Source organism: Mycolicibacterium sarraceniae (assembly GCF_010731875.1).
In the GTDB taxonomy this organism is placed as follows: domain Bacteria; phylum Actinomycetota; class Actinomycetes; order Mycobacteriales; family Mycobacteriaceae; genus Mycobacterium; species Mycobacterium sarraceniae.
Window position 1 is genome coordinate 1,669,455 of sequence record NZ_AP022595.1, and the last position, 16,454, is coordinate 1,685,908.

At 67.1% G+C, this 16,454-nt stretch carries 18 protein-coding genes; 8 read left to right on the top strand and 10 right to left on the bottom strand.

The genetic code is table 11. The features are described from left to right. Window positions 1-6: 6 nt before the first annotated feature. From G6N13_RS08485 to G6N13_RS08505, 5 genes are read right to left on the bottom strand one after another with little or no spacing between them, the layout of a single operon-like run. Window positions 7-831: an ABC transporter permease gene (locus G6N13_RS08485; protein ID WP_163696169.1), complete on the bottom strand. Its 825-nt coding sequence runs from the start codon at window positions 829-831 to the stop codon at window positions 7-9. Beyond that, entirely contained in the window at window positions 821-1,630 is an 810-nt protein-coding gene (locus G6N13_RS08490) for an ATP-binding cassette domain-containing protein (protein WP_163696171.1), read from the bottom strand. Before G6N13_RS08490 ends, G6N13_RS08485 begins: the two co-directional genes overlap by 11 nt. Then, window positions 1,627-2,079 (bottom strand): MarR family winged helix-turn-helix transcriptional regulator, encoded by a 453-nt coding sequence (locus tag G6N13_RS08495; protein WP_163696173.1) that lies wholly within the window; start codon window positions 2,077-2,079, stop codon window positions 1,627-1,629. Before G6N13_RS08495 ends, G6N13_RS08490 begins: the two co-directional genes overlap by 4 nt. Window positions 2,080-2,105: 26 nt before the next feature. Next, window positions 2,106-2,606, bottom strand: coding sequence for a metallophosphoesterase family protein (locus G6N13_RS08500; RefSeq protein WP_163696174.1), 501 nt, complete (start codon window positions 2,604-2,606; stop codon window positions 2,106-2,108). A 12-nt stretch (window positions 2,607-2,618) separates the two neighbouring features. Next, on the bottom strand, window positions 2,619-2,807 hold the full coding sequence (locus tag G6N13_RS08505; RefSeq protein ID WP_163696176.1) for a hypothetical protein: 189 nt from the start codon (window positions 2,805-2,807) through the stop codon (window positions 2,619-2,621). Between the two features lie 135 nt (window positions 2,808-2,942). On the opposite strand from G6N13_RS08505, the gene G6N13_RS08510 reads away from it, so the two are divergent. The 3 genes from G6N13_RS08510 (at window position 2,943) to G6N13_RS08520 (ending at window position 5,279) form a co-directional block, all read left to right on the top strand. After that, window positions 2,943-3,242: a hypothetical protein gene (locus tag G6N13_RS08510; RefSeq protein WP_163696178.1), complete on the top strand. Its 300-nt coding sequence runs from the start codon at window positions 2,943-2,945 to the stop codon at window positions 3,240-3,242. 106 nt (window positions 3,243-3,348) lie between these two features. Next, a complete protein-coding gene (locus G6N13_RS08515; RefSeq protein WP_407663914.1) occupies window positions 3,349-4,482 on the top strand; it encodes a CoA transferase in 1,134 nt (377 codons plus the stop codon). Beyond that, window positions 4,479-5,279, top strand: a complete 801-nt coding sequence (locus tag G6N13_RS08520; protein WP_163696183.1) for an acyl-CoA thioesterase — start codon at window positions 4,479-4,481, stop codon at window positions 5,277-5,279. The genes G6N13_RS08515 and G6N13_RS08520 overlap by 4 nt, the downstream gene beginning before the upstream one ends. On the opposite strand, the gene G6N13_RS08525 is transcribed toward G6N13_RS08520, so the two are convergent. Both G6N13_RS08525 and G6N13_RS08530 read right to left on the bottom strand, forming a co-directional pair. Beyond that, entirely contained in the window at window positions 5,249-5,908 is a 660-nt protein-coding gene (locus G6N13_RS08525) for a helix-turn-helix domain-containing protein (protein WP_163696185.1), read from the bottom strand. The genes G6N13_RS08520 and G6N13_RS08525 overlap by 31 nt on opposite strands. Continuing rightward, the gene (locus G6N13_RS08530) at window positions 5,908-7,203 is read right to left on the bottom strand and encodes an acyl-CoA dehydrogenase family protein (protein WP_163696187.1); all 1,296 of its coding nucleotides are present in this window, start codon (window positions 7,201-7,203) and stop codon (window positions 5,908-5,910) included. Before G6N13_RS08530 ends, G6N13_RS08525 begins: the two co-directional genes overlap by 1 nt. A 56-nt stretch (window positions 7,204-7,259) precedes the next feature. Here G6N13_RS08530 and G6N13_RS08535 point away from each other — a divergent pair, with 56 nt between their 5' ends. From G6N13_RS08535 to G6N13_RS08545, 3 genes are all read left to right on the top strand, one after another. Beyond that, on the top strand, window positions 7,260-7,589 hold the full coding sequence (locus G6N13_RS08535; RefSeq protein ID WP_407663883.1) for an enoyl-CoA hydratase-related protein: 330 nt from the start codon (window positions 7,260-7,262) through the stop codon (window positions 7,587-7,589). Window positions 7,590-7,689: 100 nt separating this feature from the next. Beyond that, window positions 7,690-8,580: an SDR family NAD(P)-dependent oxidoreductase gene (locus tag G6N13_RS08540; RefSeq protein ID WP_163696189.1), complete on the top strand. Its 891-nt coding sequence runs from the start codon at window positions 7,690-7,692 to the stop codon at window positions 8,578-8,580. Window positions 8,581-8,589: 9 nt separating this feature from the next. Next, window positions 8,590-9,195, top strand: coding sequence for a GNAT family N-acetyltransferase (locus G6N13_RS08545; RefSeq protein WP_163696191.1), 606 nt, complete (start codon window positions 8,590-8,592; stop codon window positions 9,193-9,195). A 67-nt stretch (window positions 9,196-9,262) separates the two neighbouring features. On the opposite strand, the gene glgX is transcribed toward G6N13_RS08545, so the two are convergent. Together glgX and G6N13_RS08555 are read right to left on the bottom strand one after the other, a co-directional pair. Continuing rightward, complete coding sequence (gene glgX, locus G6N13_RS08550) at window positions 9,263-11,395, bottom strand: glycogen debranching protein GlgX (protein WP_163696193.1); 2,133 nt, start codon at window positions 11,393-11,395, stop codon at window positions 9,263-9,265. A 176-nt stretch (window positions 11,396-11,571) separates the two neighbouring features. After that, window positions 11,572-12,285, bottom strand: a complete 714-nt coding sequence (locus G6N13_RS08555) for a TetR family transcriptional regulator (protein ID WP_163701889.1) — start codon at window positions 12,283-12,285, stop codon at window positions 11,572-11,574. A gap of 70 nt (window positions 12,286-12,355) precedes the next feature. Here G6N13_RS08555 and G6N13_RS08560 point away from each other — a divergent pair, with 70 nt between their 5' ends. Both G6N13_RS08560 and G6N13_RS08565 read left to right on the top strand, forming a co-directional pair. After that, window positions 12,356-13,402 (top strand): ferredoxin reductase, encoded by a 1,047-nt coding sequence (locus tag G6N13_RS08560; RefSeq protein ID WP_163696196.1) that lies wholly within the window; start codon window positions 12,356-12,358, stop codon window positions 13,400-13,402. Between the two features lie 30 nt (window positions 13,403-13,432). Next, the gene (locus tag G6N13_RS08565) at window positions 13,433-14,530 is read left to right on the top strand and encodes a fatty acid desaturase family protein (RefSeq protein WP_163696198.1); all 1,098 of its coding nucleotides are present in this window, start codon (window positions 13,433-13,435) and stop codon (window positions 14,528-14,530) included. Here the strand turns inward: G6N13_RS08565 and G6N13_RS08570 are convergent, their stop codons facing one another. Further along, window positions 14,531-16,435, bottom strand: a complete 1,905-nt coding sequence (locus tag G6N13_RS08570; protein ID WP_163696199.1) for an ArnT family glycosyltransferase — start codon at window positions 16,433-16,435, stop codon at window positions 14,531-14,533. Window positions 16,436-16,454 lie beyond the last annotated feature (19 nt).

The window sequence follows — 16,454 nt, forward strand, 5'->3', positions numbered from 1 at the left end:
GACGGGTTAGCGCACGAGCCGGCGCAATAGCGCTGACGCGGCGGCGACGCCGAGCACCGCGGATCCCGCCAGCACACCCAGGTCCAGCCACGGATGTGCCGACGGGATGCCCACCAGCAGCAGCCGCAGCGAATCCACCTCGTAGCTCAGCGGATTCACCCGGGACAGCCAACGCAGCCACTCCGGCATCACCGATACCGGGTACAGCGCGTTGGAGGCGAAAAACAGTGGCATCGTGATCGCCTGCCCGATCCCCATCAACCGGTCCCGGTTACGCACCAGCCCAGCCAGCGCCATCGACAGGCACGCGAAGAACGCTGACCCGAGCATCACCACACCCATCGCGGCGAGGATCCGTAACGGGTTGTACGTCATGTGGATGCCCATGATGTAGGCCAGCACGAGAACGCCGACCACCTGCGCTACCGAACGCACACCTGCGGCAAACGCCTTGCCCGTCACCAACGCCGACGCCGGAGCCGGGGTCACCATGAGCTTGGCCAGGATGCCGGCGTCGCGGTCCCAGACGATCTGGATGCCGTAGAAGATCGAGATGAACAGCGCCGACTGGGCGATGATGCCCGGGGCCAGGAACGCCAGATAGGGTACCGACCCGGTGTCGATGACGTGTAGCCGGTTGAACGTCGTGCCGAAGATCAACAGCCACAACGCCGGTTGCACCATGCGGGTGAACAGCTCGGTGCGGTCGTGGCGCAGCTTCTGGATCTCGACCCACGCGAATGTTTCCATCCGGCCGGCCAGGCTGGGCACTCGCCGCCAGCCGCGCGGCGCGCGGATCAAGCGGGGTGTGGTGGCGGACTCAACCGGCATTACGCGCCGCCTTCCGGCCGGCCCGCACGCCGCGCAGGCCCGCGTGGTCGGCGGTTTCGTCGAGCCCGGAACCGGCGTAATGCCGGAAGACGTCTTCCAGGCTCGCCTCGGGACCGACCTTGGTCTTGAGCTCGGCCGGGGTGCCGACCGCCCGCAGCCGGCCGTGGTGCATCAGCGCGACCCGGTCGCACAGCACGTCGGCTTCCTCCATGTAGTGCGTGGTGAGCAGCACGGTCATGCCGAACTCCTGCTGCATACTCTCGACTTGCGACCAAACACTTTCGCGGGCAATGGGATCCAGGCCTACCGTCGGCTCATCGAGAATCAGCAGCGACGGCTGGTTGACCAGCGCCTGGGCCAGCTCCAGGCGGCGCACCATGCCGCCGGAATAGGTGCCCGCCAACTTGTCGGCGACGTCAAGCAGTTGCATCGCCTCCAGCGCCTCGGCAACCCGCTGCTTGCGCACCGAGCGCGGCACGTCGTAAAGCCGGGCAAACCACTCGACGTTCTGCCGGCCGGTCAGCGCTTGCTCGATCGAAAGTTGTTGGGGCACATAGCCGAGGTTGTACCGGATGTCCATGGTGTCGTGCCGGGCGTCGAGCCCGAAGATACGCACCTGCCCATGCTGGATGGGCGCCAGCGTCGTCAGCAGCCGCACTACGGTGGTCTTGCCTGCGCCGTTCGGGCCCAGCAGCCCAAGGGTTTCGCCGGTGTGTACCTGCAGCGTCAGATCGTCCACGGCGGTGAAGTCGCCGTAGCGGTGGGTGAGGTTCTGGCAGTCGATCGCCGGCGTGGTCATGGCCGCTTCTCCCTCAGCTTGGTGGTGATGTCGGCGAGCACCCGGATCCCTTCGGCCAGCGCCTCGGCCTCGCGGTCGTCGAGTTCATCGAGCGCCTCGGCCAGTGCCGCGCGGCGCGCGGCCCGGGATTCGTCGGCGATCCTCTGGGCCGGAGCGGTGAGCTCGAGGCGCCCCACCCGGCGATCACCGGGGTCCGGCGTACGTACCAGCAGTCCGTCGCCCGACAGCTTGGACACCAACGTGGAGGCGGTATTGGCGGCCAGCCCGAGTTCGGCGGCGGCCGCGCTCACCGAGATGCCCGGCTGTCGGGCGACCAGCCGCAACAGTTCGGCCTGTGACTCGGTCAGCCCGGCCGTGACGAACGACGCGCCCGCGGTTCTGCGGATGGTGCGACGGAATCGGCCGACGGTGCCGAACAGCTCGACGACGAGATCGGTCCGGATATCCACCCCGTCAGATTAGCTCTGTTTCAGAGCTAAGTCTTCTCGATCTGATGTTGTCGCACGTCGGTCAGGACGCCGGGCCGAGTCACGGCGGTCATGTACGTGCAGAACGGCTGACGGCGCCGGTCGGTCGGCGAGCCCGGGTTGAGCAGCCGCAGCCCGGTCCGCGCGGTGGTGTCCCACGGGATGTGACTGTGGCCGAACACCAACACGTCGGTGTCGGGATAGCGCTGCGCCATCCTGGCTTCGCGGCCAGACGCCGCGCCGGTTTCGTGGACAACGGTGAAGCGCAGGCCGTCCAGTGTCACGTCGGCGCACTCGGGCAGTCGGGACCGCAATTCCGGGCCGTCGTTGTTGCCCCAGCAGGCGACCAGGCGCTTGGCTCGGACCGAGAGCTTGTCGAGCAGACTCTCGTCGACCCAGTCGCCGGCGTGGATGACGACATCGGCGCGCTCGACTTCGTGCCATACGGGTTCGGGCAGGTCGCGGGCGCGCTTGGGGATGTGAGTGTCGGCTATCAGCAGCAGACGCATCCGCCGATTCTCTCACTGACCTCCGCGCTCGCTGCGGGCCTCGGCGCCGGTCTCGCCGACGTCGATCGCGTCATCCGAGCCCGAGGCGCCGACGTAACTGCCGCTTTCGTCGTCTTCGCCGTGCTTGCCGGCGCGCGATGAGGCGACGTGCGGATCGTCCTGGACGTCCTCTTCGCTCTTGCCGTCCGTAGGGTTCGTCATGCAGGCCGGGCTACCCGGTGACCGAGGCGGCAAACCCCGCGCCCGAGCGTTGGTTGAGCGCTCACGCCGCATAGTTCAGCTGATTGCCGAACGGGAGCGCTCGATGAATGTGCTCAGCGCCCTACGCTGGGCGTGATGAACCGCAACGATGTCGAGAAGAGCTGGCACGATCCGGCGGCCTTGCGCGCGGCGGTGATCTACGTCGTCTCCGTGGTCGTGGTGGCCGGCGCGGCATTCGCGGTGACCGTGATCTGGCATTCGCTGATCGCCGGCATCTTGGTGCCGGTGACTCTGTTCCTCGGCGGGATCGGGGCGTTCATTCAGACTTACCGCGTCTGGCGGGTGCGCGGAACGTGGCCGATCTGGCAGGGCGCGGGCTGGATCCTGCTGGGTCTGTTCCTGTTCTGCCTGGGTGTGCCCGTCGGGGTGTGGTAGCCAGGTCACCCGCCATACTCGTCGGGTGAGTGCTTCTGATGAGCTGCCGCTGGCAGGTGTCCGCATCGTTGAGATCTCGAGCTTTGTGGCTGTGCCGCTGGCCGGGATGACGCTGGCGCAGCTGGGCGCCGAGGTCATCAGGGTCGATCCGGTCGGCGGTGCGGCCGACTACAAGCGCTGGCCGCTGACCGAGGCGGGCGACAGCATCTACTGGGCCGGGCTCAACAAGAGCAAGCGTTCGGTGGCCGCCGATATGCGCTCCGGGGAGGGCCAGCACCTCGTTGCTCGGCTGATCGCCGATGCCGGCATCTTGATCACCAATGTTGCTGGGCGGCAATGGCATTCATATGAAGAGCTCAGTGAGCACCGCCTCGACTTGATCCACCTGGAAGTGGTCGGCCGCGGCGACGGCTCCACCGGCGTCGACTACACGGTCAACGCGGCCACCGGATTTCCTTTAGTCACCGGATCGCCGACGCAGGGTGGTCCGGTCAACCATGTGCTACCGGCCTGGGATGTCAGCTGCGGACTGTACGCGGCCCTGGCAATCCTGGTGGCGCTGCGCCGCCGCGACGCCACCGGGGAAGGCAGTCGCATCCGGCTACCTCTCGACGATGTCGCACTGGCCACCGCCGCGAACCTCGGGTTCCTCACCGAACCGATGGTCAAGGGCACCCAGCGGCCACGCCTGGGTAACGCCATCTACGGCCAGTACGGCCAGGACTACACCAGCAGCGACGGCGCCACCTTCATGCTCGTGGCGCTGACCAACCGGCACTTCCGCGACCTTGCCGCGCTGACCGGCACCACCAAAGCCGTTGCCGCCGTTGCCGAAGCGCTGGGCGCCAACTTCGACGACGAGGGCCAGCGCTACGAGCACCGCGGCGTGCTGAGTGGTCTGTTCGCGCCGTGGTTCGCCAGGCACACCGCCGAGCAGGTGAGCGCGGCACTGTCGGAAACCTCTGTGCTGTGGGAGCGCTACCTGGATTTCGCCGAAGTCGCCGAAGACCCCCGGGTGACCGCCAATCCGTTGTTCACCGTGTTGACGCAACCCAGGATCGGCAGCTATCTGGCGCCCGGACTGCCGATGTCGGTGGACGGCGCGCACGTCGCGGCGCAGCCTGCGCCCGCGCTTGGCGATGACACCGAGGCGGTGCTGGCCGAGGTCGGGTACACCGCCGACGAGATCACGGCGCTGGTCCAATCCGGCACCGTCGCAACGGGAACCGAGCCGGCATGAGCGTGCTGGCGGGGCTGCTGGACGTCACCGCCTCCGGCACCGACACGTTCGTCGGCACCGAGAGTGGGCCGGCCGAGAAACGCTCCTACGGTGGCCATCTCGCCGCACAGGCCATGGCCGCGGCCTGCCACACCGTGGATGCCGAGAAGACGCCGACGAGTCTGCACGTGCAGTTCCTGCGGGGCGGCGATGCGGGCGCGCCGGTGGATTACGCCGTCGAACGCGTCTATGACGGGCGCACTGCGGCGTCGCGACGGGTGCTGGCTCGCCAGGAGGGCAGGCTACTGACTACCGCGACGATCGCGTTCTCGGCCGCCGCCGACGGACCCGAACACGCCGTACAGGCCACGGCGCCAACCGATCCCGGGCAGCTGCCCGCCACCGGTCCGATCGGGCCGGCCCCCTCGCTGCCGCTCGACGAAATCGACATTCGCTACGAGGATGACCGCAGCACAGGCGAATTCGTCCGCCGATTGTGGTGGCGGGTCACGGCACCGCTGGACGGCCAACCGTGGCTATCGCAGTGTGCGGCGGTCTACATCACCGACATCTACGGTATTGACCCGGTGTTGCAGGTGCACGGCCACACGATGACCGACCGCAGCCATCGCACCGCCACCACCGATTCGTCGATCTGGTTTCACCGGCCGATCCAGGCCACGGCGTGGAATCTGCTGGAGTCGCGCTCGCCGGCTGCCGCCCGCGGCCGCGGGCTGGTCACCCTGAATCTGTACGACGCGCAGCGGGTGCTCACCGCGACGCTGGTTCAGGAGGGTTTGGCGATCCTGCGCACCTGAGACCTGCGGGCGTGGCGCTCCCGCGCCAACGACCGGGTCTCCTCTGACGGCTGCGCGGCGAGCATCGCGGCGACGGTGTCGACGAGGTGGCTGGTGAACAACCGGTCGTCGGCGTGCGGCGCGGTGGTCGCCCGGCGGCCCAACTCGACTGCGGCGTAGACCAGCGCCCCCAACCGCGGGTGCAGGGTGGCGGCCACGGGATCGAACATCGGCTCGAGCAATCGGCGCCAGCGCCGCAGGCTGGCCGAGTGGCCGGTGAAATCGAAGGTGGGCACCGGCCGGTTCAGGAGATCGGCGTGGATGCGGAGAAAAGCCGGGCCGCCGTCAGTGTCGGCGAGCTTGGTGGCCAGCGGTGTCACCAGCGCCGAGGCCATCGAGCGGATCGACGGCGCCGCCGCGCCTTCGATCGCGTCCAGCAGCGCGTCGCGGCGGGCGTCGACCATCGGCAGATGCTTATCGGCGATCGCGGCCAGCACCCCGGCACGGTCGGTGAAGTGATATTGCACCGCCATCACATTGCGGGCTCCGGCCTCGCGGGCGATCTCCCGCAGGCTCACCGCGTCGACTCCTCGTTCAGCGAATAACCGTTCGGCGGTGGCTACCAGGTTGGCCGAGGTGCCAGCTGCCATTAGAGTTCGGCGACCTCGTGCTCGAGGAGTTCGGCCAACCGGGCCTGGGCGGCCGCGCGGCGGGTCGGGATGTGCTGGGAGGGAAACAGCGTGTCGACCGGCGCGTACTCCTTGAGCGTGCGACGGGCCACCGTCAGCTTGTGCACCTCGGTGGGGCCGTCGGCGATGGCCAGCGACTCCGCACCCACCAGCATCTTCACGAACGGCATCTCATCGGAAACCCCCAGTGCGCCATGCAAATGCATGGCTCGCTGCACCACATCGTGCAGGATCTGCGGCATGGCCACCTTGACGGCGGCGATATCGCGGCGCACCTGCTGGTAGTCGTGGTACTTGTCGATCTTCCACGCGGTGCGCAACACCAGCAGCCGGAACTGCTCGATCTGGATCCAGCTGTCGGCGATCTTTTCCTGAGTCATCTGATAGTTGCCCAGCGGGCCTTGCCGGGTCTGGCGCGATACCGCCCGCTCGCACATCATGTCGAAAGCCTTGCGGGCTAACGCAATCGTGCGCATCGCGTGGTGCACGCGACCGCCGCCGAGCCGGGTCTGCGCGATCGCGAACGCCTGCCCCTCCCCGCCGAGCACATGATCGGCCGGCACCCGGACGTCGTTGTAACGGATGTAGCCGTGTCCGGCCCGATCTTCGGCTTCGCCGCCGACGCCGACGTTGCGGATGATCTCGATACCCGGCGTTTCGGCCGGCACGATGAACAGCGACATCTTCTGGTGCGCGCGGGCTTCCGGGTTCGTCACCACCATCACGATGAAGAACGAGGCGTTACGCGCGTTGGAGGAAAACCACTTCTCGCCGTTGATCACCCACTCGTCGCCGTCGCGTTCGGCATGGGTGGTGAACAGGCCGGGATCGGAACCGCCGTGCGGCTCGGTCATCGAATAACACGACGAGATCTCACCGTCGAGCAGCGGCTGGAGGTAGCGCTCCTTCTGCTCCTCGGTGCCGAACATGGCGAGGATTTCGGCATTGCCGGAATCTGGCGCCTGGGATCCGAAAACCGAAGGCGCCCAACGAGAACGACCGACGATCTCGTTCAGCAGCGCCAACTTGACCTGGCCGTAGCCCTGCCCGCCCAACTCCGGGCCGAGGTGCGCGGCCCACAGCCCCTGATCGCGGACCTGCTGTTGCAGCGGGCGCAGTACCCGCAGCACCTCGGGGTTGGTCTTCTCGTAGGGGTCCAGCGGCGCGAAGTCCAGCGGCTCGAGTTGTTCACGCATGAACTCCTCGACCCAGTCGAGTTTCTCCTGATATTCCGGGTCGGTCTCAAAGTCCCACATGGCGCGATGGTAGCTTCATGCAACTGCATCAATCAATGAGTGCGATGCTCTTACCCGTGAGCAACCCCACCACTGTGCGCGTCGACGTCGACTCGTGCGGCGTCGCCCTGATCACTCTGGACGGCCCGGAACGGCTCAACGCGTTCGGCGGTGAGACCGCCCGTCAGCTCGGCGAGGCGTATCGCCGCTGCGACGCCGACGACGCCGTCCGCGCCGTCGTCGTCACCGGAGCCGGCCGGGCGTTCTGCGCCGGTGCCGACATGTCTGAGCAGGCCGCGGTGTCGCCGTCAACGCCAACCCTGCCTCGGTCGCCTACAGCAAGCGGCTGTTGTGGAGTGAGACGGATGCGGACGCGGTGGCGGCGCAGGAGACTACGGTGCACCTGAAACTGATGGGCGGCCCGGACGCAGCGGAGGGGCCGGCCGCATGGCGGGAGAACCGGCCGCCGGTATGGCGATCGGTCGCCAGCCAGACGGGAGATCCTGCATGAGCAACTCGACCACCGCCGACGTTCTCGACGGCATCGATCTGGCCGGGCGCACCGTGGTGATCACCGGTGCGTCGACCGGGCTGGGACTGGAGACCGCCCGTGCGCTGCAGTCGGCCGGGGCGACGATCGTCGCTGCGGTGCGCGATGTGGACAAGACCCGCGCGGCCCTCGACTGCGAGACCGTCGCGCTCGAACTCGGCGACCTACGCTCGGCGCGCGCCGCCGCCGACGCCATCGCCGCGCGCCACCACCGCATCGACGTCCTCATCAACAACGCCGGGGTGATGGCAACGCCGCTGGGCCGTACCGCACAGGGCTACGAGACGCAGCTCGGCACCAACCACCTCGGCCACTTCGCGCTGACCACTGGACTGGCCGAGACCTTCGGGGACGGCACCCGCATCGTCAACCTCAGCAGCCGCGGGCATCAGCTCAGTGGCATCCGCTGGGAGGACCCCAATTTCGATGACGAGAGTAGCTACGACAAGTGGCTGGCCTATGGGCAGAGCAAGACCGCCAACGTGTTGTTCACCGTCGAAGCTGAGCGACGCTGGGGGCCGCGCGGTGTGCACTCGTTCGCCGTGCACCCGGGGGTGGTCTACACCGACCTGGCCCGGCATATGACCCGCGACGACTTCAGTGCGGGTGGCACGCTGGCCAACCTCGCGGTGACTGACGTCGCGCATGGTGCGGCCACCACGGTGTGGGCCGCCACCAGCCCCGAGCTCGACGGTCTCGGCGGCCGCTATCTGGAGGACTGCCGCATTGCCGCGCCGTTCGCCGAGGGTGCCGAGGGCGGCTACCAGGCGTGGGCGGTGGACCCGGAACAGGCGGCCCGATTGTGGGAGTGGTCGCAGCGGCAAGCCGAACTTATTTTGGGTGGCTAACCTGCAGTGGTGCCCGTCGACGTCCGTCTCGCCCGCAAAAGCGATATCCCCGCGTTGGCGCGGATACTGGGACGGGCGTTTCAAGACGACCCGGTGATGGCGTGGGTGCAACCTGATGCCGAGCGTCGCAAGGCGGCGCTGCCGGGCCTGTTCGGTGCCCTGACCCGGCACCACTTTCTGGCCGGCCGTGGAAGCGAGGTCTCCCTGTCCGACGACGGGGTGGCCGCCGTCGCGCTGTGGGATCCGCCCGGCGGCTGGTTGCAATCACCGCGCGAGCAGCTCGCGATGCTGCCGGGTGTGGTGCGGGCATTTCGGGGCCGGCTGGCGGCCGGCCGCGCGCTCACCGATCTGATGAAGGCCCAGCACCCCGAAGAACCGCACTGGTACCTGTCGATCATCGGCAGCGACCCGCAAGTGCGAGGCCGGGGCTTCGCCCACGCGCTCATGCAGTCCCGGCTCGATCGGTGCGACGCCGAATACGCGCCCGCGTACCTGGAGTCCAGCAATCCCGACAACGTGCCGTACTACGAGCGGTTCGGCTTCGAGGTGACCGGGGAGATCGTGCTGCCCGCGGGCGGGCCGTCGCTGTGGCCTATGTGGCGGGCACCGCGATAGGGCGGGTTCTTTCCTGAACTTTTGCTGGGTGCCCGCAAACAAGGTGCATGGGGAAGGCGCGGCCGCCTCACTCCGACGCGCGCAGCACCAACATCGCACGGGATTCGAGCCGCACTGGCCCGGCCGCCTTCACCACTGCCGCATCGTCGGTTTCCCCGGGTCCGGTCGCGGTATCGACGACAGGTTGCCAAGCCTGACCAAACTCAGCCGGCGGCAAGGTGAACTCGATGGGCTCGTGGTGGGCGTTGAAGCACAACACGAATGAGTCGTCGGTGACCCGCTGACCACGCGCGTCCAGATCGGGAATGCCATGGCCGTTGAGGTAGACCGCCACCGACTTGCCGAAGCCGGAATCCCAATCCTCGTCGTTCATCTCCGACCCATCCGGGCGGAACCAGGAAATATCCGGCAGGCCTTCGCTTCCGCGGTGCCGCACCGGCCGGCCGTTGAAGTACCGCCGCCGGCGGAACACCGGATGTGCCGCGCGCAAAGCTGACACTGACGCGACGAACTCCAGTAACTCGGAGTCGGCATTCGCCCAGTCGATCCAGGTGATCTCGTTGTCCTGGCAGTAGCCGTTGTTGTTGCCGCCCTGGGTGCGGCCCAGTTCGTCACCGTGGCAGATCATCGGAACGCCCTGCGACAGAATCGTGGTGGCAATCAGGTTGCGCTGCTGGCGATCCCGTAGCGCGTTGATCTCGGGGTCGTCGGTGGGCCCCTCGGCGCCGCAGTTCCACGAGCTGTTGTTGCTCTCCCCGTCGTTGTTGTCCTCGCCGTTGGCTTCGTTGTGTTTCTCGTTGTAGGACACCAGGTCCCGTAACGTGAAGCCGTCGTGCGCGGTGACGAAGTTGATCGAGGCGACCGGCCGCCGCGCGGTGTGCTCGTAGAGATCGGGTGAACCGGTCAGCCGATAGGCGAACTCGCCGAGGCTGGCATCCTCCCCGCGCCAGAAGTCGCGAACGGTGTCGCGAAACTTGCCGTTCCACTCCGTCCATTGCGGCGGGAAGTTGCCGACCTGATAACCGCCCGGGCCGACGTCCCATGGCTCAGCGATGAGCTTGACCTGGCTAACCGTCGGATCTTGTTGCACCAGTTCGAAAAAGGCGCTCAGCCGGTCGACGTCGTAGAACTCCCGGGCCAGCGTGGCGGCCAGATCGAACCGGAAGCCATCCACATGCATTTCGAGCACCCAGTACCGCAGCGAATCCATGATCAGTTGTAGCGAATGCGGGTGTCCGACATTGAGGCTGTTGCCGGTGCCGGTGTAGTCCATGTAGTAGCGCTTGTCGTCATCGACGAGCCGGTAATAGGCGGGGTTGTCGATACCGCGGAATGAGAGCGTCGGCCCCATGTGGTTGCCTTCGGCGGTGTGGTTGTAGACGACGTCGAGGATGACCTCGATACCGGCCTCATGCAGCGCCCGCACCATCGCCTTGAACTCCTGCACCTGCCCACCGGGCGTAGAGCTGGCCGAATACTTGCTGTCGGGGGCGAAGAACCCAATGGTGTTGTAGCCCCAGTAGTTCGACAGGCCCTTGTCGATCAGGGTGGAGTCGTTGGCGAAGTGATGGACCGGCATCAGCTCGATTGCGGTGGCGCCCAACGATTTCAGGTGCTCGATGATGGCCGGGTGCGCGATGGCTGAGTAGGTTCCGCGAATGGCGTCCGGAATGTCGGGATGGGTTTCGGTCAAGCCCTTGACGTGTGCCTCGTAGATGACGCTGTCGGCGTATTCACGCTGCGGCGGACGATCGACTCCCCAGTCGAAGTACGGGTTGATGACAACGGATTTGGGCATGCTGGCCGCCGAGTCGTCATCGTTGCGGCTGTGCGGTTCGCCGAAGGTGTAGCCGAACAGCGACTGGTTCCAGTCGAAGTGGCCGTCGATGGCCTTCGCGTACGGGTCCAGCAGCAGCTTGTTCGGATTACAGAGATATCCCTCGGCGGGTTCGTAGGGCCCGTACACCCGGTACCCGTAGCGCTGTCCGGGCTCGATGCCGGGCAGGTAGCCGTGCCAGACGAAGCCGTCCACCTCCGGCAGCACGATCCGGGTCTGGGCGCCGTTGTCGTCGAACAGGCAAAGCTCGACCCGTTCAGCCACCTCGGAGAAGACCGCGAAGTTGGTGCCGTAGCCGTCGTAGGTGGCACCCAGGGGGTAGGCCTTACCCGGCCATACCTCACGTGTGGCGGCGTTGGTCATGGAACTCCCGGTGGATCGGCGATGCGGATTGTTCGGCATACCCAGGAACCCGCCGCGCCAAATCAGGGCGGGGTGGTTTGTGACAGTCGTCGCAGTTCAGGGTCGAGCGGAGTATGGGCAGGTGGTGCTGGTGTCAGGTACTTCTGCTGTCACAGAAGGCGAGCCCGCGGGCTAGCTCAGGGCCCGGGTGCGTCGACGGCCTCGGCCGTCTCGCCCGGCGCCTCGGGTTGCCAGGCGTCGACACCGATGGCGATCATCCGCAGCTGTTTGACCGCGGTGCGTTTGATCTCGTCGAGCGCGGCCGAGTCGGGGGCGTCCTCGATGGCTTCGGCGATGATGATCATCGAGTTCACGAACAGGCTGGCCAAGATGTTGAGGTCTTCGGTGCTCCAGGTCTTCAGCCCCGGAAAGCGGGCGAGATCAGTGGCCAGCTCCGAGGTGATCAACCGGATCTCGGTGCGGATCGCGTACCGCAGCACCGTCACGCCGCTGGAGCGCTCCCGCCCGATGAACCGCCAGTGCTCGCGCTGTTCGGCCACCCCGGCGACCAGGATCTCCACCGTCGACTCGATCACCCGGTTGGGGTCTATCTTGCCGGCGCGCGCGCTGCGCAGCATCTCCCGCAGTGTGCGGAACGACTCGTCGATGAGGACGAGACCCAGGGCCTCCATGGACTCGAAATGCCGGTAGAAGGCCGCGGGCACTATCCCGGCTTCGCGGGTGACTTCCCGCAGGCTCAACCCGCTGAAACTGCGCTCGTCGAGCAGCTTGAGGGCGGCGGCGATGATCGCCCGGCGGGTGACCTCTTTGCGCTCCTCGCGCGACGGCGTATCCCGCGAACGGGACCTCCCTGACCGTTCGCGGCGTGAGCTCGGCGTACGACTGTTCACTGTTGTGAACGCTACCACACTCTGGCCGAATTCCTTGACGACGTGCAGTTTCAACAGCAACGGTATACATATGTTCACTCAAACTTTGACCAAGAAGGTGCTCCGCTCACCGCTGGTCGATCTGCTCACCGGTCCGCACGGCGTCGACCGCTACACGGAACTGGTGGACCCGACCTGGACCACCGACGCACGGGCCAAGGTGGTCGATGTGCGCCGGATGACCCCGCGCAGCGTCACCCTGCTTCTCGCCCCGAACGCGGCCGTGGTCGGCCACCGCGCTGGCCAGCATCTGAACCTCACCGTGGAGATCGACGGCCGCCGCCACACCCGCTGCTATTCACCGGCCAGTGCCGAAGGGGCCTCGCTCGTCGAGCTGACGATCGGGCGCCACGACGGCGGGGTGGTCTCCAACCACCTGTTCCGCCATGCCCGCGTCGGCATGGTGGTCGGGCTCTCGGAACGGGGCGGCGACTTCGTCCTGCCCGACGTGCGGCCCCGGCGCATTCTGTTCATCTCCGGTGGCAGCGGGATCACCCCGCTGATGTCGATGCTGCGCACCCTGCGTGCCGAGAACTTCGACGGCGAGATCGCCTTCGTCCACTACGCCCGCACCCCAGCCGAAGCGTGCTATCGAGAAGAACTCGCGGCGATGGGAGTCCGGGTCCTGCACGGCTACACCCGCTCACCCGGCGGCGAACTCACCGGCCGCTTCAGCCCCGAGCACCTGCAGACCGCGATGGTCGACGCCGACGCGGTGTATGTCTGCGGGCCGCCGGCACTGGTCGAGGCGGTGCGCGAATGCTGCGGAGAAATTTCCTCGGAGAGCTTCGTCCCGCTACCGTTCGTCGTCCCCGATGCCCCCTCGGGCGGGCGCATCACCTTCCGGGACAGCGCTATCGACGCGACGGACGACGGACGCCCGCTTCTTGACCAAGCCGAGGATGCTGGACTGAACCCCACCAGCGGATGCCGGATGGGCATCTGCCACACCTGCACCCGCCGCAAACACCGCGGCGCGGTGCGCAACCTGACCACCGGCGCGGTGTCGACCGCCGACGAGGAGGACGTGCAGATCTGCGTGTCCGTTCCCGTCGGTGACGTCGATATCGCCTTGTAAATCGAACACTGCGAATCGAACGGGAAAACCATGACCTCCCAACACATCACACTGACACCCGAGCAGGCCGACGCGTTCGGCCGGGAACTCGACGCCATCCGCGACCGAGTGGTCGCCGACCTCGGCCAGACCGATGTCGACTACATCCGCCGCGTCATCAAGGCCCAGCGCGCGATGGAAATCGGCGGCCGCGCCCTGCTGTTCGGCGGCATCTTCCCACCGGCCTGGCTGGCCGGCACCGCGCTACTCGCGGTCTCAAAGATCCTGGACAACATGGAGATCGGCCACAACGTCATGCACGGTCAGTACGAGTGGACCGGTGACCCGGCGCTGGCCGGCCGCACCTTCGAGTGGGACACCGCCTGCCCGGCCGACCAGTGGCGGCACTCGCACAACTTCTCCCACCACACCTTCACCAATATCGTCGGTATGGACCGCGACATCGGCTACGGCATCCTGCGGATGAGCCCAGATCAGCGCTGGCGGCCCTACTACCTGGGCAACCCGGTGTACGCCTTCTTGCTTATGGTGCTTTTCCAGTACGGCGTCGCCCTGCACGAGCTGGAGACCGACCGCATCCTGGCCGGCGAGATCTCAATGGCCGACAAGCGTGACGTGGCGCGCGAGATCTGGCGCAAGACCCGCCGCCAGCTGCTCAAGGACTACGTGGCCTTCCCGCTGCTGGCCGGACCGATGGCCCCGGTTGTCTTCACCGGCAACCTGACGGCCAATCTGATCCGCAACGTGTGGTCCTATGCGATCATCTTCTGTGGTCATTTTCCTTACGGCACAAAGGAATTCACCGTCGAAGAGACCCGCAACGAGTCGCGCGGCCAGTGGTGCCTCCGGCAGATCCTCGGCTCGGCAAACCTGACCGGCGGCAAGCTGTTCCATGTGCTGTCGGGCAACCTGTCTCACCAGATCGAGCACCACCTGTTCCCCGACGTGCCCGCCCGCCGCTACGCCGAGATGGGGCCGCACGTTCGCGAGATTTGCGAGCGCTACGGCGTCCCGTACAACGCAGGGCCGCTGCCCAAGCAGTTCGCCACCGTGGTGCGCAAGATCGTCACGCTGGCCTTGCCGACGCGGCAGCGTCGCGAAGCCGACGAACTGGTCCAGGCCGCCTGATTACTTCGGCTTGGTCAGGTCGTAGACATTGGTATCGCCGACCTGGGTGACCGCGAACGTCGTGGTGACCCAGTCGGTGATTCCGCTGTGGTTGCGATTGTCGGGCCACCCGCCGGGCTTGCCCCGCCAGTCGCGCTGAACCACGTAGTACGTCACCTGGCCGGCGGACACGTCCGCCTTGAACTGGCCAAGGCTCGGCACCGGGTCGGCGCCGGTGAACCCGCCGATGGCCATAACCGCGGTGCCGGAGGACAATTCGAGATTCGCCGCGGTCGATGAACCGACCGTCGCCGCCGACCACTTCGTCTTGGTGCCACGCAACATCGTGTCCAATGCGGCGTTGTCCTCGGGCTGGTTGAAGGCCCGCACAAACGCAGGCTCGGCGCGCGCGGGCCCGACGGTGGGGCCACCACCGCGATGGGCTGCACCGAGCGTGGCCACCGCATAGGCCGTCGGGCCGGCCAGGACCGCGCTCACCCCGAGTGCGGCGGCAGCCACCGCCACCCGGCGCCGGCGCGGCGCAGACACCGCGAGTGCGCCGGCGGCGAGCACGGTGCCGATCAGGATGATCCACCGCAGGGCGGGCAACCACCCTTCGTTGCGGCCCAACACCCACCAACTCCACACACCCGTCACCCCGACCAGGGCGGTCAGACCGATACGGCCGAATCGGGACTCGCGGCGCACCCACATCTCGTGGGCCCCGATCGCCACCACGCCGGCCACCGCCGGTGCCAGCGACAGGCAGTAGTACGGGTGCACCTTGCCCTTCATGAAGCTCAGCACCAGGCCGTCGGCGAGCAGCCATCCGCCGAACAACAGAGCACCGGCCCGCACCCGGTCGGTGCGCGGGGCCCGGCCGCGCGATACCAACACGAGAACGAAAGCGAGCAGCGCCGCTGGGACCAGCCAGGCGATCTCGAAACCGAACTCGCCGGAGAACAGCCGGCTCAGTCCTTCGTTCTGGTCCATCCCGCCGAAGCCGCCGAGATGACTGAGCTGACTGCCCGCCGAGTTACCGATCGGATCGCTCGGTCCCATGCTCATGTGATTGCGGCCGGCCACCCGGGTGAAACCGTTGTAGCCCAGCACCAGATCCATGAAGCTGTTGTCGGTCGAGCCTGCGATGAAGGGCCGCGACGACGCCGGCCACACCACGGTGAGGACCACGAACCAGCCCGCCGACACCAGGAACGCGGCCATCGCGCCGAGCAGGTGCAGGATCCGCGCCCGCACCGTTGTCGGGGCCGCGATCAGGTAGACCAGCCCGACGGCCGGGACCACCAGGAGCCCTTCGAGCATCTTGGCCAGGAACGCGAAACCCAGGGCGACACCCGCCCAGGCCAGCCACTTGCCGCTGGCGCGCTCGAGTGCCCGTACCGTGCAGTACGCCGAGGCCATCATCAGCAGCACCATCGCGGCGTCGGGGTTGTTGAACCGGAACATCAGCGCGGCCACCGGCGTGAGTGCCAGGGCAGCGCCCGCCAGCAGACCGGCCCGCGGGCCGCAGATGCGGGCCACCGCGGCGTAGAGCAGGGCAACCGTGGCCACCGCCATCAGCGCCTCGGGGATCAGCATGCTGGCGCTGCTGAAGCCGAACAGCTGACCGGAGAGCCCCATCACCCATTGCGACACCGGCGGTTTGTCGACGGTGATGAAGTTGGCCGAGTCGAGTGAGCCGAACAGCAGCGCTTCCCAGTTCTTGGAGCCAGCCTGCGCGGCACCGGCGTAGAACTGGTTTCCCATCCCGTTGACGGTGATGTTCCACAGGTACATGACCGCAGTGCCGACCAGTAGCACCACCAACCCGGCACGCTCCCATCGTGACGAGCGAGCCGGTGGTGTGGCGACCTCGGCGGAGTCCTGCGGCAGCGAGGCCTGACACGTCGTTGTCACATTCGCCATTGACCCATCTCCGCCTGAT

Coding starts and splice junctions, on each gene's coding strand:
- G6N13_RS08505 (WP_163696176.1), bottom strand. CDS start 2,807: ATGACGAACCCTACGGACGGCAAGAGCGAAGAGGACGTCCAGGACGAT.
- G6N13_RS08500 (WP_163696174.1), bottom strand. CDS start 2,606: ATGCGTCTGCTGCTGATAGCCGACACTCACATCCCCAAGCGCGCCCGC.
- G6N13_RS08530 (WP_163696187.1), bottom strand. CDS start 7,203: ATGTGGGACTTTGAGACCGACCCGGAATATCAGGAGAAACTCGACTGG.
- G6N13_RS08560 (WP_163696196.1), top strand. CDS start 12,356: ATGTTCACTCAAACTTTGACCAAGAAGGTGCTCCGCTCACCGCTGGTC.
- G6N13_RS08515 (WP_407663914.1), top strand. CDS start 3,349: ATGACGCTGGCGCAGCTGGGCGCCGAGGTCATCAGGGTCGATCCGGTC.
- G6N13_RS08525 (WP_163696185.1), bottom strand. CDS start 5,908: ATGGCAGCTGGCACCTCGGCCAACCTGGTAGCCACCGCCGAACGGTTA.
- G6N13_RS08485 (WP_163696169.1), bottom strand. CDS start 831: ATGCCGGTTGAGTCCGCCACCACACCCCGCTTGATCCGCGCGCCGCGC.
- G6N13_RS08540 (WP_163696189.1), top strand. CDS start 7,690: ATGAGCAACTCGACCACCGCCGACGTTCTCGACGGCATCGATCTGGCC.
- G6N13_RS08565 (WP_163696198.1), top strand. CDS start 13,433: ATGACCTCCCAACACATCACACTGACACCCGAGCAGGCCGACGCGTTC.
- glgX (WP_163696193.1), bottom strand. CDS start 11,395: ATGACCAACGCCGCCACACGTGAGGTATGGCCGGGTAAGGCCTACCCC.
- G6N13_RS08510 (WP_163696178.1), top strand. CDS start 2,943: ATGAACCGCAACGATGTCGAGAAGAGCTGGCACGATCCGGCGGCCTTG.
- G6N13_RS08520 (WP_163696183.1), top strand. CDS start 4,479: ATGAGCGTGCTGGCGGGGCTGCTGGACGTCACCGCCTCCGGCACCGAC.
- G6N13_RS08570 (WP_163696199.1), bottom strand. CDS start 16,435: ATGGCGAATGTGACAACGACGTGTCAGGCCTCGCTGCCGCAGGACTCC.
- G6N13_RS08490 (WP_163696171.1), bottom strand. CDS start 1,630: ATGACCACGCCGGCGATCGACTGCCAGAACCTCACCCACCGCTACGGC.